The organism is Rhizobium esperanzae (genome assembly GCF_014197615.1).
In the GTDB taxonomy this organism is placed as follows: Bacteria; Pseudomonadota; Alphaproteobacteria; order Rhizobiales; family Rhizobiaceae; genus Rhizobium; species Rhizobium esperanzae_A.
In genome coordinates this window covers 1-24640 of record NZ_JACIFY010000032.1, presented here as the reverse complement: position 1 = coordinate 24640, position 24640 = coordinate 1, and the positions used below count along the sequence as shown (strand labels likewise).

Sequence of the window (24640 nt, the reverse complement as noted above, 5' to 3'; positions counted from 1 at the left end):
CGGCTGGCGCGAGGCTGGCGTTGAGCGCGGGAAAGCCCGAGAGATTAAAACGACCAGAGCCGCTGCGCTTCGCCGCGAAGTGCAGCTATCGCCCGGACGGCAAGATCGCCATCCATTTGCAGAACGCTTGCGGCATGTCTCAATTCCGTCTCGTCCTCAAGCTTGGCGAGGACCCAGCCGATCTTGCGTTCAATGTCCTCGCCATAAGCTTCCGTCGCCTTTAAAACGGCGACCGTGGGAATCTCCACGTAGCGGGTGAGAAGCATGCCGAGATCGATAGCATCACGATAGGCGACAGCCCTGTCCTGGCAGCGGTCGGCATTGGCAAGCAGCTTTTCGGCGAACATGTCAGGCAGCGACAGCACTGGAACGTTCAGTCGCGAATCGAAAGCACCTTCAAGAACGATCCGCGCCTCACGCACGATTTCGAAGCGAATAGCCTGGCCTTCGAGGGTAAGGACCGTGCGTATGCCGTATTGGTCAGTCCTGAAGTCCCTGAGCGTCCTGACCGGCTCTCCGAAATAGGCTGCCGCTCCCCTTTCGACGGCCGCCAGCCGCAGGGCCCGATATCCCTCGCCATCCGCACAGAGAAAATCGACATCAAGCGACAGCCGGTATTCGTCGAGATGCATGACAATGGCTGTTCCGCCGGCAAACCAACACTTGTTGGCCAGGAAGAAATCGGCCTGCATTAGCCGAAGGGCCGCAGCGATGGTGCGATGTTCAGGACGTCTGAATTCCATGATGGCCACCTGGTTTCCGCCAAGCCTAAATACGAAGGATAAAGAAACGGAAAATCAGGAGACGAGCAGAACTCCGTTGCCATAGGCGGCGGCGAGATCACGGATCAGGCGCATCTCCCGCTCCGTCAGCCTGCCGGTATCGACGAAACGCCAATTGCGTTCATAAAGCGCGAAAGCCTCGCAAGCAGGCATGGCACGCGCGGGATCGCGATTCCAGACGAGCGATTTGAGCTCGGGGAAGTCGTTCGGCACGATCATGGTCTCTGCGTCCGTCGTCATTCCGGGAATATAGGCGCAATGAGCCTATATTTGAAGCGGTGGCGAAAATCAGGCCGCCACCCCGTGGAAGAAGCGGATGCTCTGTTCGATCTCGGCCGGCAGCGCCGAGGTGTGATTGCCGGCGATGGTGTCGGTCTCGATGTGGATGCCGGCGGCACGGGCGCGGCGGGCAAGCAGATCGGCGCGATCGTTGAAATGGGACTCTTCGGTGCCGTGGACGACACGGATCGGGCATTTGAAGCTCTGGGCGTAACACAGCGCCGAACGCACCTCGAATTCATGCGTGTTGCTGTCGTCGAAGCGGATATCCTGGGGATAGCGGCTGAAAAAGCGGAAAGCGTTGGGGTTGCCCGATATCGGCACGGCGGCGCGGAATTTATGGGTGCTCATCGCCGTCAGCATGGTCAGCGTGCCGCCAATGCTGTGGCCGGCGATGAAGAGCCGGCTGGAATCGACGCCCGGCAGGTGCGCCAGGCGCTCGGTAGCCGCAAGCACGTCGTCGACCTCGTCATAGAAGCCGGAGAAATTGCCCATCTGGCCGTTTTCGCCGCGCAGCGACGGCATCATCACGACGTAGCCGGCATCCATATAGGGCTTCATCAACTGCCAGTGGCCGATGCCCATGGCGTTGCCGCCGTGCAGGAAGAGCACGGCCGGTTTGGCAGTGCGCTCGCGCTTGTACTTGGAAACCCAGGCGACTAACTCCAACTCGCCGTAACCGGAGCGGTAAAAGATCTTGTCGGCATCGGCAGGCGCCGACAGCGATTCGTATTTGTCCGGCGCTGGGCCCTTCTGCAGCAGCTTCGTGCGGAAATGGCTGCGGACCTTGGCGTAATCGTGCTTGGCAAGCCGCGGCTCGTCCGGAACATCGAAGGCCGCCGCCATTTGCGGCAGGACCAGTGCACCGGCAAGACCCGCCAGCACGGCGCGGCGTTGGCGGAAAAAGGAATTTCGTTCATGCGAGCTCATAACGCAGCACCCAAATCATCTCCCCGACATGCCAGATTTGCACCGGAAAACCGGTGCCGCCAATACACATGATGTTGAAAATATTGCCCTGCGTCATTGTTGCGCAGGTTGCCAGGCAAAGCGGATCGCGACAGTCTTCGCGCTGGACACGAAATGGGGGATCGATGCCGAAGCTGCAGATGGAACTCCAGGCAATCATTTCAAAGAGTCCGCTTCTCCAGACGGTGCTCGATCGCTGGGACCGTGTCGCCTTGCCGGATGTGCGCCTGGTCGCCGGCGCGATCGCCCAGACCGTCTGGAACCATGCCTTCGGCTTTGCCCACGATCATGGCATCAACGACATCGATATTGTCTATTTCGATGACAATGATCTGTCCGAAAGCACCGAAGCAGACCACTCAGCCCGTATCCGGGGCTTGTTCCGCGACCTGCCTGTCTGGATAGACGTGAAGAACCAGGCCAGAGTTCATATTTGGTACAAGGAAAAATTCGGCTATTCGATAACGCCGTACACATCCACCGACGATGCGATCACGACGTTCCCGACGACGGCTGCGGCCGTCGGCATTCGCGCCGTGGGCAACGAGCTGGATCTATGCGCGCCTTACGGATTGTCCGACCTGTTGGCGCCGCTCGTGCGCGCCAACAAGAAACAGATCACCCGGGAGATTTACGAAAAGAAGATCGCGCGGTGGAGCACGCTGTGGCCGGATCTCGAGATCATCGCCTGGGATCAATAGGCGCGGGTTTGGCGTCGATCATGGCAATCAGCGTGCGCAGCCGGTCGGCCTCGTAGGAGGGTTTGTCGGGACGAAGGCGGGCGATGCGGGGGAAACGCATGGCGACACCCGATTTATGCCGGGTCGAGCGGTTGATGCCTTCGAAGGCCACTTCGACGACGAAGCCGAAATCCTTGTCGGCGCGCACGGCCCTGACGGGACCGAAACGCTCGGTGGTATTGTTGCGCACGAACTTGTCGAGCACTTCGAGCTCGGCATCGGTGAAACCGAAATAGGCCTTTCCCACAGGCACCAGCTGTTCGCCGTCCTCGTCATCGGCCCAGACGCCGAAGGTGAAATCGGAATAGTAGCTGGAGCGCTTGCCGTGGCCGCGCTGGGCATACATCAGCACCGCATCGACATTATAGGGATTGCGCTTCCACTTGAACCAGGGGCCTTTCATGCGGCCGGCCTGATAGACGCTGTCGCGACGCTTGATCATCACGCCCTCGATGACGGGATCCGGCGGGGCGGCGCGCAAAGCGTCGAGTTCGTCCCAGGACGAAAACGGCACGAGCGGCGAGAGATCGAAACGATCGTGCGGCGCGCGGTCGATGATCTCGGCGAGGCGATCGCGGCGATCGACATAGGCGCGGCCGCGAACATCCTCCTCGCCGTCGAACAGCAGATCATAGCTGCGGATGAAGGCGGGGTAGTCGGCCAGCATTTTCGGCGTCACCGTCTTGCGGTTCAGGCGCTGCTGCAGGTCGGAGAAGGTGCGGGTCGGGCTGTTGGAACGGGCGGTGCCGCCGACCAGCAGCTCGCCGTCGACAACGCCGGAAAAACTGATCGCATCGAGGACATCGGGAAAGGCGCCCGAAATATCGTCGCCGGAGCGGGAATAGATCTTGCGCCTGTCGCCGGAGCGCGAGAGCTGGACGCGGATGCCGTCCCATTTCCATTCGGCGGCGTAATCGGCGACATCGAGACCGGCAAGATCCCCCTCCTCCACCGCATTGGCGAGCATGACGGAATGGAAGATCGCCGGTGTCGCGAGCACCGGTTTTTCGCCGCCGCCGGCCAGCCATTCGAACAGCGCCTCATAGGGCGGCTGCAACCCGTGCCAGAGGGTTTCGATCTCGGTGACGTCCTTGTCGCCGAGATCGGCCAGCGCCTGCTTGGCAAGCCGGGCGGAAACGCCGATGCGCATGGCGCCGGTCGCCAGTTTGATGAAGGCGAAACGGCCGGACGCGTCCAACCGGTCGAGCAGGTCGCGGACGTAGCTGCGCACTTCGGTGCGGCCGAGCGCATTCATGCCGGTGACGACCTCGCCGAGACGCGGCTGGGCGAGCGCCGAGCGGTCGATATCCCGCTCATTGTCCCAGACCAGCGAGATGGTTTCGGCGAGATCGCCGACATAATCGTAGGAATAGCGAAACAGCACCTCGTCCATGCGCTCCAGCACCAGCTCGCGCAGCATGGCCGGCTTGACATTGCGCACATCAAGCGTGCCGGCGATGGCGGCAAGGCCGTAGCCGCGGTCGGGATCCGGCGTCTCGCGGAAATAATCGGTCAGCAGCTTCAGCTTGCCGTTGCGGCCGGGGGTCAGCACCAGGCGGTCGAGGAGGTCGGCGAAGGCTTTCATGAGGGCCTCCTGCGATGGAGGGAAAACCCCTCCCCAACCCCTCCCCACAAGGGGGAGGGGCTAAGCTGCGGCACTTCCCTGCCCTCTTTGGACCACAGCGTTCTCGGCAATGATTTGGTGGCGGGACGACGCGGCAGGTTAAGCCCCTCCCCCTTGTGGGGAGGGGTTGGGGAGGGGTTCTCGCGCAGCACGCAGCTCATCTCAATCCGCCTCATCCTCATAGCCCACCAGATGCAGCGGTTTGGCCTTGATGCCCTGCAGCTGGCACCAGCGCACCAGCGCCTCCTCGCGGCCGTGGGTCACCCAGACCTCGGCCGGATGCAGCTCGCGGATCGTTTCCGTCAGTTCCGGCCAGTCGCAATGATCCGAGATAACAAGCGGCAGTTCGACGCCGAGCTGTTTGGCGCGCTGGCGCACCATCATCCAGCCGGAAGCGAAGGCCGGCAGCGGCTCGTTGAAGCGCCGCGCCCAGCGGTCGGCGAAGGCCGAGGACGGGCCGACCACGACCGCGCCCCTGAAGGCGGATTTGTCGCGGCTTTCGATCGTCGCCGGCAGCAGCTCGCCGAGATCGATGCCCTGCCCGACATAATAGTCGCAGAGTTTTTCCATGGCGCCGTGAATATAGATCGGCGCGCCGTAACCGGCGTCGCGCAGCAGCCGGATGACGCGCTGCGCCTTGCCCAGCGCGTAGGCGCCGACGAGATGGGTGCGCTCGGGAAATTGCCGGAGCGAAGCCAGCAGCTTGCCGATCTCGTCCATCGGATCGGGGTGATGGAAGACCGGCAGGCCGAAAGTCGCCTCGGTGATGAAGACGTCGCAGGGCACCGGCACATAGGCGGCGCAGGTCGGGTCAGGTCGGCGCTTGTAATCGCCGGAGACGACGATGCGGGTGCCGTTCTTCTCGATGGCGATCTGGGCTGAGCCGAGCACGTGGCCGGCGGGATGAAAGCTCACCTTGACGCCGTTGACCAGCAGCTCCTCGCCGAAGACGGCGGCCTGCTCGCTGGCGCAGAAGCCGTCGCCGTAACGCAGGCGCATGATGTCGAGCGTCTGGCGGGTGGCGAGCACGTTCACATGGCCGGGCCGGGCGTGATCGGAATGGCCGTGGGTGACGAGCGCCTGCTCAACCGGCCGCACCGGATCGACATAAAAGCCGCCCTCGGGACAATAGAGCCCTTCGGGGGCGGGATAGAGCAGCGCATCAGGTCTCATAGGGCTAGAGATAGCGGGAAATGGACGCGAGGCCAGAGGATGGGAAGAAGGTCGTATCGAAAGCGCCGGCACGACCGCCACGCAAGCGCACCGCCGTCGTAACACGGATCAAAAAACCGATTCGATAGGGAACGGCCGCCTTTGCCCAAGGCGGCCATGATGATCTTGGCTGCAACGGAAGTCCGTTGCTCAGGCGATGGGCGTCATCAGCAGGCTCGTCCTGTCGTGGCCGACCAGCATGTCGAGCGAGGTACCGGCGCGGACCTCCACCGGCTGCGGGAAGGTGTGAAGAACCTGGAGCCAGCCGCCCTCATGATGTTCGTCGGGGTGGTTGTCGAAAACCACACCCTCGATCAGATCGACCTTCATCCACTGGACGACCCCGACAGCAGTGCCGTTTGCCTGAACCGGCACCGATATCTTGCGCAATGCCGCGGCGTGTTTGCGGGCAGTGAGGTCCACTGCCGCGATTTCGAAATCGTCCGAAAGCCTGGTCCACTCGGTCATCGTGCCGTGAACGGGAAGGCGCAACGGGGCGAGCGCATTGAACTGCGACATGTCGAAGCCGGAGACCTCGCCGACATGGGCATGGTTGGAGAGCGTTTCGCTGGCGACAAGGCAGCCCATGGCGGCGGCGGCGCGTGGAATGACGATGGCATCCTCGCGGAGCAGTCGAGCGTGGGCGTCCTCGAAGGTTTTCAGCACGTCTTCGGCCAGGAGATCGCTCGAAAGGATCTCGGAAATCAAGATATCGGCCCGGGCTTTCAACTCCCTGCCGACAGAAAGTCCGGTCGAGGTCTTTTCGAAGATGTCGATCTGTTCGCGATAACCATTGGCGGCGATGATCCTCTCCGCGGCCTGCGCTATGACAGGCACACTCTCGCAGGCCGCGATATTGCTGGCCCCGGCGCGCGCCGCCATCATCGACAGCAGGCCACTGCCGGCGCCGATGTCGAGGATCTGCGCATCGGCTCCCCGCAATTCTATGGCACGGCGGATCGCCGCTTCGAAGGCGTCATTGCGTCTGGTGTCGTTCATCATGGCGATGTGCCAGAAGGGCACGATCGACGAAGAGAGGCGCCTTATCTGATGCCAGGCATTGATATTGTCCGGCTGCAGACGCAGAACGTGACGGAATTCGGCCAGCGCCTCCGGCTGCCGACCTGAATCGGCCAATGCGACGGCGAGGTTGTTCCGCACGACAGGATTTTCGGGCGACAGGCCACGCGCCATCTCATAACAGCCGACCGCTTCCGCCGACCGGCCGAGCTGGCGTAGCAGCGCACCCTTTTCCATGAGGGCGACAAGATGGCCGGGATTGAGGCCGAGCAGCTTGTTCCAATAGTAGAGAGCGGTTTCGGCATCGCCTCTCTTGGCGACGACGCCCGCCAGCAGCGGCAGGATGTCTATCGTGCGGTAGTCCTTGTGCAGGACGCTGACATAGGCTTTCTCGGCGTTTTCGAAATCGCCCGACGCCTGAAAACTCATGGCGTCGTTCAGCGATTTGCGCGCGATCGAAATTCTCTCTTCCATATCGATGCTGATCATTCCGGCTCCCTGGGCCTTCTCAAAACAAGCGAAGGAGCCGCGGACGAGCACAGACCATCGGGCCGCGCAACCTGCCCATGCACAGACTGACATGAACGGGCGGCGGCTCGAAGGTTTTCGTGAGCGAACGACAAAACGAATCCTTCCCACCGGACCCTACGTTTGCCGTTCAAAAAAAGTTACTGAATTCTTAAGAAATTCCGCTGCCGCGGCTCAACGCCGCAAGCCTTCATTTTTTCGTGTGCCGATGCCGTCAAGGAACAGTTCCAGTGCCGCGTTGAACTCGGCCGGCCGCTGCAGCGGGGCAAAATGGCTGACACCTTCGAGATAGACCATCTGCGCGTCCGGAATGCTGCGGGCAAGATATTCGGCATGCTCGGGCTTGATGAATTCGTCGTGCTCGCCGAGCACGATCGCCACCGGCACCTTGATCATGGCAAGGTCGGAGGCCTGATAATTCGGCTCCGTCCGCATCATCAGGCTGACCGCCTCGACGAAGGCATTGAAATCATCCGGCGTTGCCGAGAGGGCGGCATAATCCCTGGCGTGCCGGCTGAAACACCGGTCGATCACCGGGGTCGAATGAAATTCCAGCGTGCCGCTCGGATCCATGTTGCAGGCGAAGAAGAACACGCCCTCGACACGCGACGGCGCTGTTGCGGCAAGGATCAAAGCGATGCAGGCGCCGTCGCTCCAGCCGACGAGCGCTGCCTTTTCAAGAGAGAGCGCGTCCATGACGGCAAGCACGTCGGCCGCCATCAGCTCGTAGCTATAGGGACTGATATCGCGCGTGCTTCTGCCATGGCCGCGGCTGTCGATCAGCACGACGCGGCGGCCGCTGCCCAAGAGCGCGGCAAGCTGATAACCCCAGTTGCCGCTATGGCCGAGGCCGCCGTGCAGCAGAACGACCGGAGGGCCGGCGCCGTAAGATGCATACCAGATGCGGGCGCCGTCGCGCTCGACATGACCTTCGATATTTGCCGTCGGCAAGGGTGCAGCGCCCTGCGCCTCGAAACGGATGAGCTCGTCGTCCTGTGGTTCCATGGTGGTACCCTCGATTGTTGCGACACGGATCAGCCGGCCGATGCGGCGGTGTAAACCGCCAGCTGGGCGGCAAAGGCACGTTTATAGGCGGGCCGCGCTTCGCCGCGGGCGAGATAGGCCAGGAGGTTGGGATAGTCGTCCAATAGAGCCGATCCTTTGAGCCTCAGCAGTATGGTCACCATCAGAAGGTCGCCGGCGCTGAAAGCGCCGTCAAGCCAGTCGGCATCGCCAAGGCGGCGGGAAAGATCGGCGAGCCGTTTGCCGATGGTGAGCTCGAGAGAATGCAGGCGCTGCTCGTACCAAGGCTCGTTGCGCTCCAGGATGGTGGCAAGCGCCCGGTCGAAGATCGGCGGCTCTATGGTGTTGAGCGCGGCAAACATCCATGCGATCGCCCGTGCCCGGGCATTCGCATCCCTAGGCAGCAGGCCCGCATGGCGCTCGGCGATATGGAAGACGATCGCCCCGGACTCGAAGAGAGCGAGGTCGCCTTCTTCATAGGTCGGAATCTGGCCGAAAGGCTGAAGTGCGAGATGCGCGGGCTCTCTCATCTTCGCGAAGGTGACAAGGCGGACCTCGTAAGGCTCGCCGACTTCCTCCAGCGCCCAGCGAACCCGCATGTCACGCGCCAGGCCCCTGCCCCGATCGGGCGAGCGTTCAAAGGCGGTAATGGTAATCGTCATGGCTGTTCTCCACCGCTTATCCGTCTTGAAGACGATCGGCCAAACGAGTTTCCGACATCCTGTGTGCGTTCTCCCCGCAAAAACCGCGTCGCGTTTTCCCGGGCCGGCTCAGAAAAGCCGGAAAACAGCCCAACTACAACCAGAATCGCCTCCTAGCTGTTGCAGCCTTCGATACAATCAGGAGGAGCAATATTGGGCAGGAAGCTTTTCTATTGCGCGACGACCGTCGCAGTCGCCACGGCCGGCCTCTACCTCAACAATACCAGCCTTCTGGCGGAGCATCGGCCGGGAACACCGGTACTGCTCGCCCATCGCGGCATCGCCCAGCGGTTCGATGAAACCGACCTGAAGAACGACACCTGCACCGCCGCCCGCATACTGGCGCCGAAACACGATTATCTCGAGAACACCATCCGCTCGATGCGGGCAGGCTTTGCCGCCGGCGCCGATATCGTCGAAATCGACGTGCATCCGACGACGGATGGCGAATTCGCGGTCTTTCACGACTGGACGCTCGACTGCCGCACCGACGGGCACGGTGTGACGCGCGAGCATTCGATGGCCGAGATGCGCAAGCTCGACATCGGCTACGGCTATACCGCCGATGACGGCAAGACCTTTCCCTTTCGCGGCCGCGGCATCGGCATGATGCCGACGCTTGCCGAGGTGCTGTCGACCTTTCCGGATCGGCGCTTCCTCATCAACGTCAAGAGCCGCGACTCTTCCGAAGGTGAAAAACTCGCCGCCGTGCTCAACGGGCTTTCTGCCGAGCGGCGGGCCGACATCATCGTCTATGGCGGCGACGAGCCGATCGACGTCATCCGCCGGCTGGCGCCCGACATCCGGACTGCTTCGCGCGCGAGCCTGAAGGGCTGCCTGTTCAGCTATATCGGCTATGGATGGATCGGCCTGATGCCGGAGGCCTGCAAACATCGGATGATGCTGGTGCCGGTCAATATCGCGCCATGGCTCTGGGGCTGGCCGGACCGCTTTCTCAACCGGATGGAAGATGCCGGCACTGAAGTCTTCGTGCTCGGCCCCTATCGCGGCAATGACTTTTCCACCGGTATCGACGATCCCGCTGAACTGGCGCGGCTGCCGACGAACTATGCGGCGGGCATATGGACGAATGAGATCGAGGCAATCGGCAAGATTGCGAGATAAGGTTCGCCTGGATGGAAGATCGAGGCGGAGTTCGAGCCGTTCACGCCGCTCTGGCTTGGGCTGCGGCAACCTCGACACGGTCGCGGCCATTTTTCTTTGCGGCGTAGAGCGCCTGATCCGCGGCCTCGATCAGCTCTGCCGGCGTCGCAAATCCCTCTGACATGCTCGCCACGCCGATGCTGACCGTCACCATGCCCTTGCTGCTTTCACGATGCGGGATTGCCCGCCGATGCAATGCCGCGAGCAGCATCCGGGCGAGGCGCAGCGCGCCATCCCTGTCGGTGCCGGGAAGCAGAATGGCGAATTCCTCGCCGCCAAATCGCGCTGCAAGATCGGACGGCCGCTTGGTGACCGACCCGAGGACCTCGCCGATCACCCTCAGGCAGTTGTCCCCTTCGAGGTGACCATAGGTATCGTTGTAGGCCTTGAAGTGATCGACGTCGATCAGCAGCAGGCTGAGAGCGGTGTCGACACGGCGGGCGCGGGCAAATTCCTCCGAGATCGCCTCGTCGAATACTCTGCGATTGGCGATGCCAGTCAATGCGTCGGTATCGGCCAGTCCCTTCATCTTCAGGGCGAGCTGCGTCAGCCTTTCTTCGGAATGCTTCATCGCAGTGATGTCGGACACCACCACCAGGGCGGAGCCGTCGGCCGCCAAACGTGTGCGCTGCCTGAGCCAGCGTCCGTCGAACATCGGTATTTCGCTGTCATGGGTGAGGAAAAGCTGCGCTGCCGATGTTTCGATCCAGTCTTCGCCGGCATCCGGGCTCACGTCGATCCGCTCGCCGCTGCGCATGACGGCCCGCAGGATATCGGCAATGTGCGCGCCTGGCTGTCTGGCGTCGGCGGAGCCGGGAAAGGCAGCGCGATATTGATCGTTGCAAAAGACCAGCCGGCCCTCGGGATTGAACATGGCGAGGCCATCGGACATTTCCGTCATCGCCTGGGAAAGCACATTCTTGCTGTCGACGGCTTCCTGAATCAGACGTTTTTTCTCGGTGATATCGCGGGTCACGCCCGAAAGGCCGATGAGATCGCCGTGGCGGTTTCGCAACGGCACCTTCGACGTCAGGAACCAGCGTTCCCGGCCGTTCTTTTCGACAAGCGGCTCCTCGAAATCCACCAGCGGTTCCCCGCTGGACATGATCTCCTGTTCGCGGTCGAAGAATGTCTGCGCCATTTCGCTGGGATAAAGATCGAAATCGGTCAGGCCGACCATCTCCGAAGACTTGGTGCGGTTGTGATCTCGCGCAACGTTGAGGTTGGTGACGACGAAGCGGCTATTGCGGTCTTTGACATAGTGGAAATCAGGCGCCTGGGTCAGGGCGGCCTTCAAGATATCCCGCTCAAGGGTAAAGGCATGGAAATAGGTGATGACCGATGCCGCCGCCAAAGTCGCGGCGAATTTCCCGGCTATTATCGCAAGGCTGAGCGTCGTCACGGGCGGGTTGCCGGTTCGATGGAGAATGCTCATCGTCAATGTGACGGCAGCCACGGTGACGGCGCAGGCCACGGCCTTTTTGACATCCGCCGTGCCCCTGCCGAACCGGATGCGGACCGCCAGCCCAAGCGCGGAAACCAGCATGATCGAGATCAATGCCGGTTCGACACCGGCGCCGCCCATGGAAATCCTCTGTGCTGCGGTCAAGGCTCCGGTCACGAGAACCGCCAGCGGGCCGCCGTAGACAGCCGAAACCGCCAGCAAGGTCGAACGGAGATCGAGATAGTAGCCGCTGCCGACCTCGACCGACAGCAGCATCGACAAGACCGCCCCGAGGCCCATCATCAAGCCGAAACCAAGTTGTGCCTGGACCTCGGTCAGGCGGTAGAGCTTGTAATGCAGGTGCATCCACACCGAAATAACCAGTGAGACCGCGGCCACATTTCCGATCAAGACCTGCCAAGGCACGACACATTCCTCTAATATTTACAGTACTTAATATAGGTTTGCCGATGAAATCAGATTGGCTGAAGAAAGCTGCCGGTCTTGGAGCTGCCGCGCCCGGGATCAACCATTGCCGCCCGTTCCTCCTCTTAAACGGTCCCTGAGCGAGTGCTGCCGAGATCCCACCACGGGCTTGCGCCGGGCGAGCAATCTGCCGATAAAATCCGGCAAATTCTTTAAGTATCCATTAACCCGCTCATTTACCGAGACGGCTCCTTCCGGCGCATCCGGCAGAAAAGAAATGTATCAATAAAATCAGCATGATATCAGAATCCCCGCGAACGTATCGGTTCGGCACAGGATTTTTCCAAGGGGATTTCCCGCGCCGGCATCGGCGATTTTTTGCCATCTTTGTGCCGGGAAGCCGGAAAGTGCCTTCACTGTTTGTTAAGGGCTTGTTGTCCCATAAGCTTACTTCGTAGCAGCGGCGACTGCCGATCGGAGAAAGACATGAAGCTCGAGGCCGAATTCAATCGAATTGAGGAAGTCGCCGCAGGCTTCAACACGCATTACGAAGTGTTCAAATATATGAAAGGTCTGACCCAGGACCTTGGAATGAACGCTTTCCTGTTCATGACGCTGCCGACCGTCGACAATGTTGAAATCGGCGCGACCAAAATCATCACCAACTGGCCGGCGGAAATGGTCGATTATTATGACGCCCATAGTTTGCTGATCGACAGTCCCGTCATCCGCCGGATGCTGAGATCGACCAGCCCGTTCAATTATGATGTCGAAGCGATCAACACCAATCGCGGCGAAGGCAAGAAGTCGACGGTCATTGAGCTGTTTTTCCGATACGGCATGGAAAAAGGCGCCTATTTTCCTGTTCACGATGCCGCCGGCGGACGCGGCGCCATGTCGATTTCGGGACCCCGGAATTTCAGCATGATCGAAATGGCGAAGCTTCTGTTCATCGCCACGCTGATCTATGACCGGCTCTCGCAGCTCACACTGAACGAGAAACACAAGCCCATCGAGTTTACGCCAAGCGAACTGGACTGCCTGAGGCTGACGGCCGGAGGCCGGAAGGGCAATGAAATTGCCAAGCTTCTCGACCTTACGGAAAATGCGGTGAACAATCACATCGGTAGCGCGATCAAGAAACTCGGATGCACGACAAGAACGCAGGCCGTCGTCAGCGCTCTGCGGCTCAACATCATTCGCGTTTAGCGATCGAGCCGGCCGGCAGGCTGATGAAACGCGGCATCACAGGCTGCGCGCCCGCAGCAAGGCCGGGATCTCCTCCGGGAGGACGGGTTTGGAAAAGCGGTAGCCTTGCGCCTCCTCGCAGCGTGCGTGACGCAGGAAATCCATCTGGGCGTCGGTTTCCACACCTTCGGCGAGGACCGAAAGCTTCAGCGTCCGGGCCAGCGAAATGACCGCCGAGGCGATGGCGACGGCGGTCTTGTCGCCGGGCAGCGCCTCGACCAGCGAACGGTCCATCTTCAGGCGGTCGAAGGGGAAGGTCTTCAGCGCCGCCAGGCTGGAATAACCGGAGCCGAAATCGTCGATCGACAGGCGCACGCCGAGCGCCCTGAGCTGCTCCATCATGGCGAGCGCCCGTTCGGCATCCTGCATCACCACGCTTTCGGTGACCTCGAGCTCCAGCCAGCGCGCCTGCAGGCGGTGGCGCTCCAGCGCCTCGGCGACGTGGGTTGCGAAATCCGGATCGGCGAACTGCTTGGCGGAGACGTTGACGGCGACGGTCAGCGGCGCCAAGCCCATATCCTGCCATTGGCGCGCCTGGCGGCAGGCTTCGTTCAGCACCCAGAGGCCCAGGGGAACGATGAGGCCGGTCTCTTCGGCGAGCGGAATGAAATTGACCGGCGGCACCCTGCCCTTGGCCGGATGGTTCCAGCGCACCAGCGCCTCAATGCCGGTGATGCGGCCTGTGGCGACATCGACCTGCGGCTGGTACTGCAGGAACAACTGGTCGCCGGTGATCGCCTGGTGCAGTTCCTCCTGCTCGCCGAGCGGCATTCCCACAGGTACGCCGCCGCCGTCGTGATGCTGCAACGTGTTGCGGCCAAGCTCCTTGGCGCGGTACATGGCGCGGTCGGCATTGGCGAGCAGCTCTTCCGAGGTTGCGCCATCGAAGGGGAAGGCGGCGACACCGATGCTGGAGGTGACGACGAATTCACCGCCGTCGCCGCGGACCGGCCGGTTGATCGCCTTCTGCAATTCGCGAAGGCGGCGGGTGATGCCGGCATCATGGCTCGACTGGTGGACGAGCACCACCAGGAATTCGTCGCCGCCGAGGCGCACCACCATATCGGACGCCCTGACGCTGTTGGCCATGCGGGCGGCGATTTCCTTCAGCACCTCGTCGCCGGCGGCGTGGCCGCGACCATCATTGATGTCCTTGAAATTGTCGAGATCGATATAGGCGACGGTGACCTTGCGGTTGTTGCGTCGGGCCTGGTCGAGGATTTTCGCCAGCCGTTCCTTGAGGAAGGCGCGGTTCGGCAGGCCGGTCAAATCGTCATGATGGGCCATGAAATGAATGCGGTCGTCGACCCGCTTGCGCTCGATGGCGATGCCGGCGATGTGGGTGGCGAGCGCCACCAGCCTTATCTCGTGCTCGGTCGGACGGCGGACCTGCCTGGAATAGAGCGCGAAAGTGCCGAGCACATTGTTCTGCGCCGTGGCGATCGGCGTCGACCAGCAGGAGCGGAAACCGAACGGCGCAACAAGCGCGCGAAAATCCTCCCAGAGCGGATCGGCCATGATGTCTTCGACGACCACCGCCTGGCCGCGCCAGGCGGCGGTGCCGCAGGAGCCGACCTTGGGACCGATCGTGACGCCATCGATGAGGCGGCTGTAGCCGCCGGGCAGGTTGGGAGCGGCGCCGTGATAGAGCCTGGTGCCCTCGCCGTCGAGCAGCAGCACCGAGCCGTCGATATCCGTCAGCTGCGCCTCGATCATCAGCACCAGCGCCTCGAGGATCATCGGCAACGGCTCGTTGCGGGCGATCATTTCGAGCAGTTTCGCCTGGCCGCGATGGAGATCCTCCTGGAGCTTGCGCTCGGTGATATCGCGGGAAACACCGATCAGGCCGACGATCTCGCCGCGATCGTTGCGCAGCGGTATCTTCGAGGTCAGCCGGCATATCTGCTTTTTTCCGCCTGGAAGGAAGTAGCTTTCCTCCATGTCGATGCGGGCTTGGCCGGTCGCCATGATCTGTTGCTCGATATCGAAATGCCGCCGCGCCGTCTCGAAATCGAACAGGTCGAAATCACGTTTTCCGGTGATGAGGTCAGCGCTCTGCAGGCCGAGGCTGCTGGCGGTAACGGCGTTGGCGAAGACGAAACGGCTGTCACGATCCTTGACATAGAGGAAGTCCGGAAGTTCGTGGACGATCGCCTTCAGGCGCAGGTTCTCGATGCCTTCGGAGAGGTGATGGGCGGTCGAGGCCATCATCGCCTCCGTCGCGGCAACGATGCGCCGCGTTTCGGCCGACAGAGCATCGGCCGGCTCCCATCGCCTGGCACTCGGTTCCTGCATGACGCCATTCTCCCCGCCGGCCGAAGGCCGTACCCGCAAAACCTCAAAAATTCCCTTCAAAGTAGTCCCCATTTCCTTCGGCTTGCTTAAATGAAAAGGTGAACGAGAGGACAATATCGGCGGCGATATCCTGCCGTCCGCTTCACCGGGCAACGGCAATCCGGCCTGCCCGTGCCCGGCTTGTGCCAAAAGAATGCAGGCCATCTGGCACGTTTTCTGCTACGGGCGCGTCATGAGATGTGATCCCCGGATGCCTTCACGCCGCGATATGCTTTTCTTTCTCGCCGCTTCGGCCGTTGCGGGCGGGACGTCGCGCGCGTTGGCCTCGCCGCTGACGGCTGCCGGACAACCCGATCTGCGCGGAGCGATCGACGCGGTGGAATATCGCGCCATTCCCGACAGCGGCGACCGCAAGACCCGCAACCTGCAGCAGATGATCGAACAGGCGGCGCGCGAAAACGTGCCGGTCTTCCTGCCGCCCGGCACCTACAAGGCCTCCAATCTCACTTTGCCCGACAATACCCGCATTACGGGCGTGCCCGGCGCCTCGCGGATCGTCTATACCGGCGAAGGTCGCCTGTTTTCGGCCGAGAACGTGCGCCGCATCGAGCTTTCCAATCTCGTCATCGACGGCGGCAACCGCTGGCTCGGCGATGATGCCGGCGGGCTCGTGCAATTGACCGGCGTCGACGAGGTGCTGATCGACAATTGCGAGATCGGCGGCAGCCGTAAACACGGGCTGCAGTTGGAGCGCTGCGGCGGGCGGGTCGAGCGCAGCCGCATTTCGAATGCCGCCCAATCCGGGCTTTATGCGGTCGATTCCGCCAATCTCTCGGTCACCGGAAATACGATCGCCGATTGCGGTAATGGCGGCATCCTGGTGCATCGCTGGAAGAAGGCGGAGGACGGCACGGTTGTTTCCGGCAACCGCATCTTCAACATCCGCGCCAATGACGGCGGCACCGGCCAGAACGGCAACGGCATCAATATTTTCCGCGCCGACGGCGTGATGGTGGTGAACAACCACGTCTCCGACTGCGCCTTCACGGCGATCCGGGCCAATTCAGCCTCCGACATCCAGATCAGCAACAATCAGTGCCGGCGATCCGGCGAGACGGCGATCTACGTCGAATTCGCCTTCGAAGGCGCGGTGGTTTCCGCCAACATGATCGACGGGGCGGCGAACGGCATCTCGATCGCCAATTTCGACGAGGGCGGCAGGCTGGCAAGCGTTACCGGCAATGTCGTGCGCAATCTGACGCTGAAAGGCCCCTACAAGCACGAGGTCGGTTTCGGCATCGGGATTGCAGCTGAGGCCGATACACTGATTTCAGGCAATGTGATCGAAGGCGCCCCGCGCTGGGGAATGCAGATCGGCTGGGGTCCCTATCTCAGAAACGTCGTCGTCAGCGGCAATGTGGTGCGCAAGGCGTCCGTGGGATGCGCCGTCTCGGTCGCCGATGGCGCCGGCACCGCCGTCATCACCGACAATATCTTCCAGGAAACCACCGAAGGGGCGGTTTTAGGCTTTGAGTGGGAGAAGAAAGTCTCCGGCGAAATGGCCGGCGGCGGCGCGCCCTATGCGCAGCTGACCATCGAGCGAAATCGCGCCTCGTGACGAAAGCATTTGTGTCCCAGTAGAAATTCTTTACCTCTTTTGTTTCACGAGGTTCCGTGAAAGCTGAGGCCTCGTTTTCACAATGACAGCATCTTAGGGGAACGCATTGATCAAGCGATATGCGGACTTGAAATTTTACCCTGAGAGGGTAATTTAAACGTGGAAAAGCGGAAGGCCCACTACAACCTCGCAGCGATCATCGCCATCGTCAGGGAGCGAAAGGCGGCAGCCTTCACCAAAAGCGCCATCGACGGCGGGAGATCGATGGGATTGACCACTTCGGAGATGATCGACGTCGTCGCCGGGCTTAGGAATACCCACCTCTACAAGTCGATGACGACGTATAACGACACTACAATCTGGCAGGATGTTTATCACGCCAATACGCCGGCCGGGAAGGCTTATATCAAAGTCACGCTGAGGGAAGACGGCGCACCCGTCATCCAATTCAAGGAGTTGTAACAATGGCCAGGATATGTGTTTGCTGTGACGCAAAGTCCGAAATGACGCCATTCTTCAACGAAACTCACCACATTGCTTTTCGCAATCTGAAAGCGGACGTCGAAGGCTTGTCGGGTTTTCGTTGCGGCGCATGCGGCGAGATCGAGTATGACCAAGCCAGTGCTGAGCGTTATGCCCAGGCCAGTGATGCGCTGGTTCTGCAGGATAGGCGAGCAGTCGGCGAGGATTTGCGTCGAATTCGCAAGAAACTGCGCCTCAATCAGACTGAAGCGTCTGCACTGACGGGTGGGGGGCACAATGCCTTCTCTCGCTATGAGACGGGAAAAGTCAGTCCGCCGCCCGCCGTCGTCAATCTCTTCCGTCTGCTCGAGCGACATCCCGACGACGTAGAGGAGTTGCGACGCGCATAACCGGCATTTTGCAAGCGCCAAGCTGAAGCCGTTCAGGGGGCAAAGCCGGGTATAATGGCGCAGTCCGCGCTGCATCGCCCGCACGCCCTCGGGCATATCAATCCCTACGTCCGATGTACGCCTCCTAGACCTGGGTGTGATTACGTCTCCGTTGCGAACGGAGATAATGATCCACATCGGAAACGGACAGTCAGGAGGAGACGAGCATGGACACCATCTCACGCCCCGGTAGAGCAAAACCCGACGAATTGGTTCCGTCGCGCTACTCGCTGCAGATCGGCGAGATCGACGTCATGGTGGTCAGCGACGGCGTGCTGACGCTGCCGGGCGCAATGCTCGGCCACAACGCCGACCCGGCCGCCCGGTCGGCCTGGCTGGACCACAATTTCCTGCCGACGGAAACGCTCGACTGGGGGCTGAACGTGGTTGTCGTGCGGAGCGGCGGCCAAGCCATACTGCTCGATGCCGGGCTCGGGGCGGACCCGAACTTGAACCTGCCGCGAGCCGGGCAACTGGCCCATCGACTGGATGCCGCCGGCATCGATCTTGCCTCCGTGACCGACGTGGTGCTGACCCACATGCACATGGACCATATTGGCATGCTGCTCGTCGACGGGGTGAAGGAGCAGTTGCGGCCGGACCTGCGCATCCACGTGGCGGCGGCCGAGGTCAAATTCTGGACGGCGCCCGATTTCTCCCACGTCTCGATGCCGCCGGGCTTCCCGGACGCGCTTCGGCAGGCGGCCAAGCGGTTCGCGGAAGAATATGGCAGCCACCTGCAGACGTTCGACGAGGAGTACACGGTGGCGCCCGGCGTGGTCGTCACGCGCACCGGCGGCCACACGCCCGGGCATAGCGTGATCCGCCTGGCCTCCGGCAGCGACCGGCTGATGTTTGCCGGCGACGCCGTGTTCGCGGTCGGGTTCGAGCATCCCGACTGGTTCAACGGCTTCGAACACGACCCGGAAGAGGCAGCCCGCGTCCGCGTCCGCCTTCTGCGGGAGCTTTCGGCGACCGGCGAGCTGCTGGTGGCCACTCACCTGCCATTCCCCTCCATCGGTCATGTAGCGATCGAAGGCGATGCCTTCCGCTGGGTGCCGATCTTCTGGGACTACTGACCGCTTTCGGGTCAGGGCTGAACTGGACGCCGCCGTTTGAACGAAACGGCGCATGGAGGCGATCATGGACGTATATGAGGCAGTGACCAGCCGACGGTCGGTGCGCGGTTTCAAAGACAAGCCTGTGGCGAGGGAGGTGCTCGAGCGCGTGCTCTCTGCCGCAGCCTGGTCGCCATCGGGGTCGAACATCCAGCCGTGGAATACCTATGTGATGACCGGCGCAGCACTGGCCGAACTCAAGACATCGGCCGTCGAGCGCGTGGCCCATGGCGACGCCTGGGACAAGCGGCAATACGAGATGTACCCGTCCACGCTGAAATCCCCCTATGGGGAGCGCCGGTCCGCCTTCGGCAAGGAGCGCTACAGCGCGCTCGGCATTGCCCGGGAGGACTGGGAGGCGCGCCAGCGGGCGGCAATCGCCAACTGGAATTGTTTCGGCGCGCCCGCCGCCCTGTTCTGCTACATCGACCATGATCTGGGCCTGCCGCAATGGGCCGATGTCGGCATGTATCTGCAGACCGTCATGCTGCTGCTGCGTGCCGAAGGCCTGCACAGTTGCCCGCAGATGGCGTGGTCGCAGGTTCGCGAGACGGTGGCGGAAGCCCTGTCGCCGCCGGACGGGCTCGTCCTCTTCTGTGGCATGTCGATCGGCTACGAGGACCCCACGGTCAGTTACGCCCGCACGGGCCGCGCGCCGCTTGCCGAGACGGTCACGTTCCTCGGCGATGCGTGACTTGCGCGCGAAGGACAAGAGGCCCATGATCCCTGCGTGTGATACGTTCTTAATCATGCGTGATATCGGAGAACGCCATGACCACGCATAAAGTCGGTTACCTCATCGGCAGCCTCGCCAAGGGCTCGATCAATCGCAAGCTCGCCAAGGCCTTGGTGCGGTTGGCTCCGCCGGAACTTGAAATGTCGGAAATATCCTTCAAGGACCTGCCGCTCTACAGCTACGATTACGACGCGGACTACCCTCCGGCCGGCAGGGCATTCAAGGCGGCCATCGCCGCCGTCGACGCCGTGCTGTTCGTCACCCCCGAATACAATCGATCCATCCCCGGCGGGCTGAAAAACGCGATCGACTGGGCAAGCCGCCCCTATGGCACCAACTCGTTCACCCGCAAACCGTCGGCGGTGATCGGCACGTCGCCGGGCGCGATCGGCACGGCCGTCGCCCAGCAGAATTTGCGCAGCGTGCTCAGCTTCTGCAACTCTCCGCAGATGAATGCCCCGGAAGCCTATATCCAGTTCACACCGGGCCTGATCACCGATGACGGCGAGGTCACCAACGACACCACCGCCAAGTTCCTCCGCACGTTCATGGAGGACTTCCATGTCTTCGTCGCAAGGGTTCGCTCCGTGCTGCCGAAAGATGCCTAAGGCACCGCGGAACTGCCTGCGCACTTTTGCTGGAATTGGTCTTTGGTTGGCGCAATTCCGGACGCAAAACCACTTGCGCACTTTTGCTGGAATTGGTCTTTGGTTGGCGCAATTCCGGACGCAAAACCGCTTGCGCACTTTTGCTGGAATTGCTTGTTATCAAAAGCTTTCATCGTTCCATCAGCGCCGGGGACTTTTCCGGGGCCGATCGGGCATTTACCTTTCCTCGCACAACATCGCGGGGAAACATTCATGCTGACAATCTACGGGGTCTATCGATCGCGCGCCTCACGCGTCTACTGGATGGCGGAGGAGCTTGGGCTCGACTTTCAGTCGGTGCCGGTGCTGCAGGCAAGGCGGCTCGCAGATCCGCTGGCGCCTCAGGCGCCGCTCAACACGCAATCGCCTGATTTCATCGCCGTCAACCCGATGGCGCAGATCCCCAGCATTCGCGACGGCGACCTCGTCATGCACGAGTCGCTGGCGATCAATCTTTACCTCGCGCGCAGACATGGCGGACCGCTTTCCGGCAAAACCGTCGAAGAAGACGGATTGCTGACGATGTGGACGGTCTGGGCGGCGGCGGAGGTCGAGCCGCAGACGGTGAAGATCGTGCTGACCTATGATAACGGCCTCGAAAACAGCGACGCCGGCAAGGAGACGATCGCCGTCGCCTGCCGCTCGCTGCGCCGGCCGCTGGCAGTTCTCGAAGGCCACCTGGCCGGCCGGCAATGGATCGTCGGCGACCGCTTCACCGTCGCCGATCTCAACCTCGCCGAAGTGCTGCGCTACGCCCAGAGCGAAGAGGCGCTGTTCCAAGCCCACCCCAATGTCAAAGCCTGGATCGAGCGCTGCCAGTCGCGTGCGGCCTATAAGGCGATGCAGGCGAGCCGCAGCAAGGAGCCGATCGAGGTGTGAATTATGGGAAAAGGGCCAGGGTGCCGGCCATTTCCTCGCGGATCCAGGCCTTGAAATCCTTGACCTTCTTGGGTTCGCGCACGCCTTCGGCGGTGACGAAATAATGACCGAAGCCGGTTCGCGCCCGGATGCCGAAGGGGGCGACGAGCCGGCCTTCGGCAAGCGCAAAGGCAGCGAGCGTCTGCCAGGCAAGCATGACCCCCTGCCCGGCAATCGCCGCATCGAGGCAGAGCGAGGCATCGTTGAAGACGTGGCGGGTCGCAAGCGTCGCGCCCGATAGCCCGGCCTCGCGCATCCAGACCTCCCAGGTGAACATGGAAGGGCCATCGATGATGGCCGGCAAAGCGAGGATATCGGCCGGCTCCTTCAACTCTGCCGCCATTTCAGGCGAACAGACGGGAAAAACCTCCTGCTCCAGCAACAATTCGGCCTTCACGTCGGGCCATTTGCCGGCGCCGACGCGGATGCCGATATCGACGTCGCAAAGTGCCGGGCTGACAAGATTGCTGGTTGCGTCCAGCCGCAGCTTGATGTCGGGATGACGCTCGGCGAAGCGATCGAGCCGGCAGACCAGCCAGCGGGCGGCGAAAACCGGCGCCACCGAGATGGTCAGAATGGTATCGTCCTTGCGGCTTGCGATCGACACCGCCGCCGAAAGCCGGGCGAACCCCTCCTCCAGCGCCAGCAGCACCGGCCGACCGGCTTCGGTGACGATCATGCCCCTGGCAGTGCGCTCGAAAATCACCTGGCCGAGCTGGGCTTCGGCCTTGATGACCTGCTGGCTGACGGCGCCGACGGAGACGCCGAGCTCCTCGGCGGCGGCCTGGAGCGAGCCGAGCCGACCGACGGCATCAAGCGCCCGCAGGCCGTTGAGATGGACGGCGTTCAGGTTTTTCATATAGTTTTTCTATAACGGTTCCGCATGAATCTCAATTGAAAACCCGCTTGGCGGAGCCGATATTGCAGCATGCGGTCATGATCCCTCACCGCTGGAGAAAGCGAGGCATGCCATGTCGTTGCTGAAGTTTTTCTTGAGACCAACCTTTCATGCCGGCGGCGCGGAAATTGCCGACGCCTGGAGGGACGATCCGCTGCGCCATCCCGAGGTCGAGCGCATGTCGATGCGCGAGATCGCCGATCTGCCGCTCGCGATGCCGGCCGGCTTTCCCGCGGAAGCCAAGCCACCGCTGGCGAAATGCGCCTGAAAACATGTTAGGTTCGCCCCGGCAGAAAGGGCGAAACGATGGCTGACACAGTCGCTGCGATCTTCGAACGCTTGAAACGGCTGGCGACGGAAGCCGGCCTGCTCGATGTCGAGGAGAGCACGTCCTATGGCAATCCAGCGCTGAAGGTCGGCGGCAAGAGCTTCGCCGCGGTGAAGAACGCCGAGACGATCGTGATCTCGATTTCGCTCGACGACAAGGATCACCTGCTGGAGATGGCGCCCGACATCTACTTCCAGACCGATCATTATGTCGGCTGGCCGCATCTGCCGGTGCGCGCCGCCATGATCGGCGACGAGGAACTGCGGTTGCGGCTGACCGGCGCCTGGCTATTCCGGGCGCCGAAGAAACTTACCGAGCGGTTCGAACATCAGCCCCGATCCTGATGCAGCTCGCTCGGACGTGCGCAGGCGCGTAAACTCCTTGACGCCACGATATTCCGCACCCATAGATAGCTAGACAGTCTAGCTGGAATGGATAGGAACCAGTGATGGAATGGCAATTGCAGGATGCCAAGAACCAGTTCTCAAAAGTGGTGCAGAAGGCGCGGGATGAAGGGCCGCAGATGGTCACGCTGCGCGGCGAGCCCGCGGCTGTCGTACTGTCCTTCCGCGATTACGATGCCTTGCGCGCCGGCCGTCCGACGCTGGTCGACGACCTGCTCGGCGGCCCCGCCTGGGACGACGAAGTTGCCGATGCGGTCGAAGCGCGCGCCAAGACGCCAAGCCGCGGCGTGACCTTCTGATGTATCTGGTCGACACCAATATCGTCTCGGAGGCGCGACGCGACACGCAGCAGGCGGTGTCTTGGCTGCGCTCCGTCGACCCGCTGAGCATCCATCTGAGCGCGCTGACCTTTGGCGAGATCATGCGTGGCATCGCCCTCAAACAGAGGTCGGACCCGAAGGCCGCAGCACACCTTGCCGAATGGCTACGCAAGCTGCGTCATGATCACGACGATCGCATCCTGCCGGTGACCGATCAGATCGCCGTGGAATGGGGCCGCATCGCCGCGATCCGTCCGCGCGGCGACATTGATGGGCTGATCGCCGCGACCGCGATCGTCCATGACCTGATCGTCGTCACCCGCAATGTGGGTGATTTCGACGACACCGGCGCATCGGCGATCAATCCATGGGAGACGTAGCATAAGGACAGGGACTGCTACAGCCGTCCCTGTCCTGCAAGCCAAGCCCGGTATGACGGCAGATCAGCCCCGGTCGAAGGCCAGCGCCCGCTGGACGGCGGGACGCTGCAGCATGCGGGCGTGGTGGTCGCTTACTTTTGCGAAGCGAGCGGGATCGACGCCATCGGAGGGCAGCCAGCCCGACATGACGAAGAGATAGGGATCGGCGAGCGAATAGGTCTCGCCCATCACCCAGGGGCCTTCCAGCATATCCTCAATGAGCGTGAAGCAGTCGGCCATATTCTGCGGCACCTTGGCCTTCATCGCCTCGATTGCGGCCGGATCGTCGGCCCAGCGGGAGCCGCGCGGGCGATGGGCATGGTTTACATGCACGGTCGAGCAGAGATAGCTGTTGAAGGCTTGCAGCCGCGCCATTTCGAAGGGATCGGCGAGCGGTGCGAGTTTGGCGGCCGGAGCGCTTGCGGCGATGAAGCCGAGGATCGCCGGCGTTTCCGTCAGCACGCCGCGGTCGCCGACCAGTGCCGGCACCCGGCCCTTCGGGTTGATCTTCAGATAATCCGGCGAACGCTGCTCACCATTGGCGAAGCTGAGCTTCCTGGTTTCGAAGGCGAGGCCGGATTCTTCCAGGGCAATAAGGCTTGCGAGCGCGCAGGTTCCCGGCGCGTAGTACAATGTCAGCATGGTTCTCGACTCCCTTTCGGGAGCTGGTATAGCGCAGGGATGCGTGCGGCGGAACCGGTGATTGCCCCGCCTTTCGGCAGCCGGACAATGATCGGCGTGCCGTGCGGCAGCCCGGGCTGTACCCGGTCAAAACCCCTCCCCAACCCCTCCCCACAAGGGCAGGGCTATCGCATATGAGCGATGATAGAGATGAGGAACTGATCATCCCACCCAGCCTTCTTGATCT

At 62.0% G+C, this 24640-nt stretch carries 26 protein-coding genes; 14 read left to right on the top strand and 12 right to left on the bottom strand.

Annotated features, from left to right (window positions below; translation table 11 throughout):
- Positions 1-44: 44 nt before the first annotated feature.
- From GGD57_RS28155 to GGD57_RS28145, 3 genes are read right to left on the bottom strand one after another with little or no spacing between them, the layout of a single operon-like run.
- Complete coding sequence (locus GGD57_RS28155) at positions 45-743, bottom strand: nucleotidyl transferase AbiEii/AbiGii toxin family protein (protein WP_184473455.1); 699 nt, start codon at positions 741-743, stop codon at positions 45-47.
- A 54-nt stretch (positions 744-797) separates the two neighbouring features.
- Entirely contained in the window at positions 798-1022 is a 225-nt protein-coding gene (locus GGD57_RS28150) for a hypothetical protein (RefSeq protein WP_184473454.1), read from the bottom strand.
- Positions 1023-1070: 48 nt separating this feature from the next.
- Positions 1071-1991, bottom strand: coding sequence for an alpha/beta hydrolase family protein (locus GGD57_RS28145; RefSeq protein ID WP_184473453.1), 921 nt, complete (start codon positions 1989-1991; stop codon positions 1071-1073).
- 164 nt (positions 1992-2155) lie between these two features.
- Here GGD57_RS28145 and GGD57_RS28140 point away from each other — a divergent pair, with 164 nt between their 5' ends.
- The gene (locus GGD57_RS28140) at positions 2156-2731 is read left to right on the top strand and encodes a nucleotidyltransferase family protein (RefSeq protein ID WP_184473452.1); all 576 of its coding nucleotides are present in this window, start codon (positions 2156-2158) and stop codon (positions 2729-2731) included.
- Here the strand turns inward: GGD57_RS28140 and GGD57_RS28135 are convergent.
- The 5 genes from GGD57_RS28135 to GGD57_RS28115 form a co-directional block, all read right to left on the bottom strand.
- The gene (locus GGD57_RS28135) at positions 2712-4355 is read right to left on the bottom strand and encodes a cisplatin damage response ATP-dependent DNA ligase (RefSeq protein ID WP_184473451.1); all 1644 of its coding nucleotides are present in this window, start codon (positions 4353-4355) and stop codon (positions 2712-2714) included. The two genes, GGD57_RS28140 and GGD57_RS28135, sit on opposite strands and share 20 nt — an antisense overlap.
- A gap of 201 nt (positions 4356-4556) precedes the next feature.
- Positions 4557-5567, bottom strand: a complete 1011-nt coding sequence (locus GGD57_RS28130) for a ligase-associated DNA damage response exonuclease (RefSeq protein WP_184473450.1) — start codon at positions 5565-5567, stop codon at positions 4557-4559.
- Positions 5568-5756: 189 nt separating this feature from the next.
- Positions 5757-7115 carry a tetratricopeptide repeat protein gene (locus GGD57_RS28125; protein ID WP_184473449.1) on the bottom strand — a complete coding sequence of 453 codons (1359 nt, stop codon included), beginning with the start codon at positions 7113-7115 and terminating at the stop codon, positions 5757-5759.
- A gap of 213 nt (positions 7116-7328) precedes the next feature.
- Complete coding sequence (locus GGD57_RS28120) at positions 7329-8159, bottom strand: alpha/beta fold hydrolase (RefSeq protein ID WP_184473448.1); 831 nt, start codon at positions 8157-8159, stop codon at positions 7329-7331.
- 29 nt (positions 8160-8188) lie between these two features.
- Positions 8189-8839 (bottom strand): glutathione S-transferase family protein, encoded by a 651-nt coding sequence (locus GGD57_RS28115; protein WP_184473447.1) that lies wholly within the window; start codon positions 8837-8839, stop codon positions 8189-8191.
- 192 nt (positions 8840-9031) lie between these two features.
- Between GGD57_RS28115 and GGD57_RS28110 the strand changes: the two genes are divergently transcribed.
- Positions 9032-10003, top strand: a complete 972-nt coding sequence (locus tag GGD57_RS28110) for a glycerophosphodiester phosphodiesterase family protein (RefSeq protein ID WP_184473446.1) — start codon at positions 9032-9034, stop codon at positions 10001-10003.
- 40 nt (positions 10004-10043) lie between these two features.
- Here the strand turns inward: GGD57_RS28110 and GGD57_RS28105 are convergent, their stop codons facing one another.
- Positions 10044-11912 carry a diguanylate cyclase gene (locus GGD57_RS28105; protein ID WP_184473445.1) on the bottom strand — a complete coding sequence of 623 codons (1869 nt, stop codon included), beginning with the start codon at positions 11910-11912 and terminating at the stop codon, positions 10044-10046.
- 486 nt (positions 11913-12398) lie between these two features.
- Between GGD57_RS28105 and GGD57_RS28100 the strand changes: the two genes are divergently transcribed.
- On the top strand, positions 12399-13121 hold the full coding sequence (locus tag GGD57_RS28100) for a helix-turn-helix transcriptional regulator (protein ID WP_184473444.1): 723 nt from the start codon (positions 12399-12401) through the stop codon (positions 13119-13121).
- A 36-nt stretch (positions 13122-13157) separates the two neighbouring features.
- On the opposite strand, the gene GGD57_RS28095 is transcribed toward GGD57_RS28100, so the two are convergent.
- A complete protein-coding gene (locus tag GGD57_RS28095; RefSeq protein WP_184473443.1) occupies positions 13158-15455 on the bottom strand; it encodes a sensor domain-containing protein in 2298 nt (765 codons plus the stop codon).
- 250 nt (positions 15456-15705) lie between these two features.
- Here GGD57_RS28095 and GGD57_RS28090 point away from each other — a divergent pair, with 250 nt between their 5' ends.
- From GGD57_RS28090 to GGD57_RS28060, 7 genes are all read left to right on the top strand, one after another.
- Complete coding sequence (locus GGD57_RS28090; protein WP_184473442.1) at positions 15706-17073, top strand: TIGR03808 family TAT-translocated repetitive protein; 1368 nt, start codon at positions 15706-15708, stop codon at positions 17071-17073.
- A gap of 159 nt (positions 17074-17232) precedes the next feature.
- Positions 17233-17535, top strand: a complete 303-nt coding sequence (locus tag GGD57_RS28085; protein WP_184473441.1) for a type II toxin-antitoxin system MqsR family toxin — start codon at positions 17233-17235, stop codon at positions 17533-17535.
- 41 nt (positions 17536-17576) lie between these two features.
- Positions 17577-17945, top strand: coding sequence for a type II toxin-antitoxin system MqsA family antitoxin (locus tag GGD57_RS28080; protein ID WP_246713752.1), 369 nt, complete (start codon positions 17577-17579; stop codon positions 17943-17945).
- A 206-nt stretch (positions 17946-18151) separates the two neighbouring features.
- Entirely contained in the window at positions 18152-19063 is a 912-nt protein-coding gene (locus GGD57_RS28075) for an MBL fold metallo-hydrolase (protein ID WP_184473439.1), read from the top strand.
- A 64-nt stretch (positions 19064-19127) separates the two neighbouring features.
- Positions 19128-19796, top strand: coding sequence for a nitroreductase (locus GGD57_RS28070; protein WP_184473438.1), 669 nt, complete (start codon positions 19128-19130; stop codon positions 19794-19796).
- Between the two features lie 77 nt (positions 19797-19873).
- A complete protein-coding gene (locus tag GGD57_RS28065; protein WP_184473437.1) occupies positions 19874-20446 on the top strand; it encodes an NADPH-dependent FMN reductase in 573 nt (190 codons plus the stop codon).
- Positions 20447-20698: 252 nt separating this feature from the next.
- Positions 20699-21364, top strand: coding sequence for a glutathione S-transferase family protein (locus GGD57_RS28060; protein ID WP_184473436.1), 666 nt, complete (start codon positions 20699-20701; stop codon positions 21362-21364).
- Position 21365: 1 nt separating this feature from the next.
- On the opposite strand, the gene GGD57_RS28055 is transcribed toward GGD57_RS28060, so the two are convergent.
- Positions 21366-22262, bottom strand: coding sequence for a LysR substrate-binding domain-containing protein (locus GGD57_RS28055; protein ID WP_184473435.1), 897 nt, complete (start codon positions 22260-22262; stop codon positions 21366-21368).
- Positions 22263-22374: 112 nt separating this feature from the next.
- Here GGD57_RS28055 and GGD57_RS28050 point away from each other — a divergent pair, with 112 nt between their 5' ends.
- From GGD57_RS28050 to GGD57_RS28035, 4 genes are all read left to right on the top strand, one after another.
- Positions 22375-22569 (top strand): hypothetical protein, encoded by a 195-nt coding sequence (locus GGD57_RS28050; RefSeq protein ID WP_184473434.1) that lies wholly within the window; start codon positions 22375-22377, stop codon positions 22567-22569.
- Positions 22570-22607: 38 nt separating this feature from the next.
- Positions 22608-22973: an MmcQ/YjbR family DNA-binding protein gene (locus tag GGD57_RS28045; protein WP_184473433.1), complete on the top strand. Its 366-nt coding sequence runs from the start codon at positions 22608-22610 to the stop codon at positions 22971-22973.
- A 104-nt stretch (positions 22974-23077) separates the two neighbouring features.
- On the top strand, positions 23078-23332 hold the full coding sequence (locus tag GGD57_RS28040; protein ID WP_184473432.1) for a type II toxin-antitoxin system Phd/YefM family antitoxin: 255 nt from the start codon (positions 23078-23080) through the stop codon (positions 23330-23332).
- On the top strand, positions 23332-23733 hold the full coding sequence (locus tag GGD57_RS28035; RefSeq protein WP_184473431.1) for a type II toxin-antitoxin system VapC family toxin: 402 nt from the start codon (positions 23332-23334) through the stop codon (positions 23731-23733). Before GGD57_RS28040 ends, GGD57_RS28035 begins: the two co-directional genes overlap by 1 nt.
- A 63-nt stretch (positions 23734-23796) precedes the next feature.
- Here GGD57_RS28035 and GGD57_RS28030 read toward each other — a convergent pair whose 3' ends face one another.
- Complete coding sequence (locus tag GGD57_RS28030) at positions 23797-24414, bottom strand: glutathione S-transferase family protein (protein WP_184473430.1); 618 nt, start codon at positions 24412-24414, stop codon at positions 23797-23799.
- Positions 24415-24640: the final 226 nt, after the last annotated feature.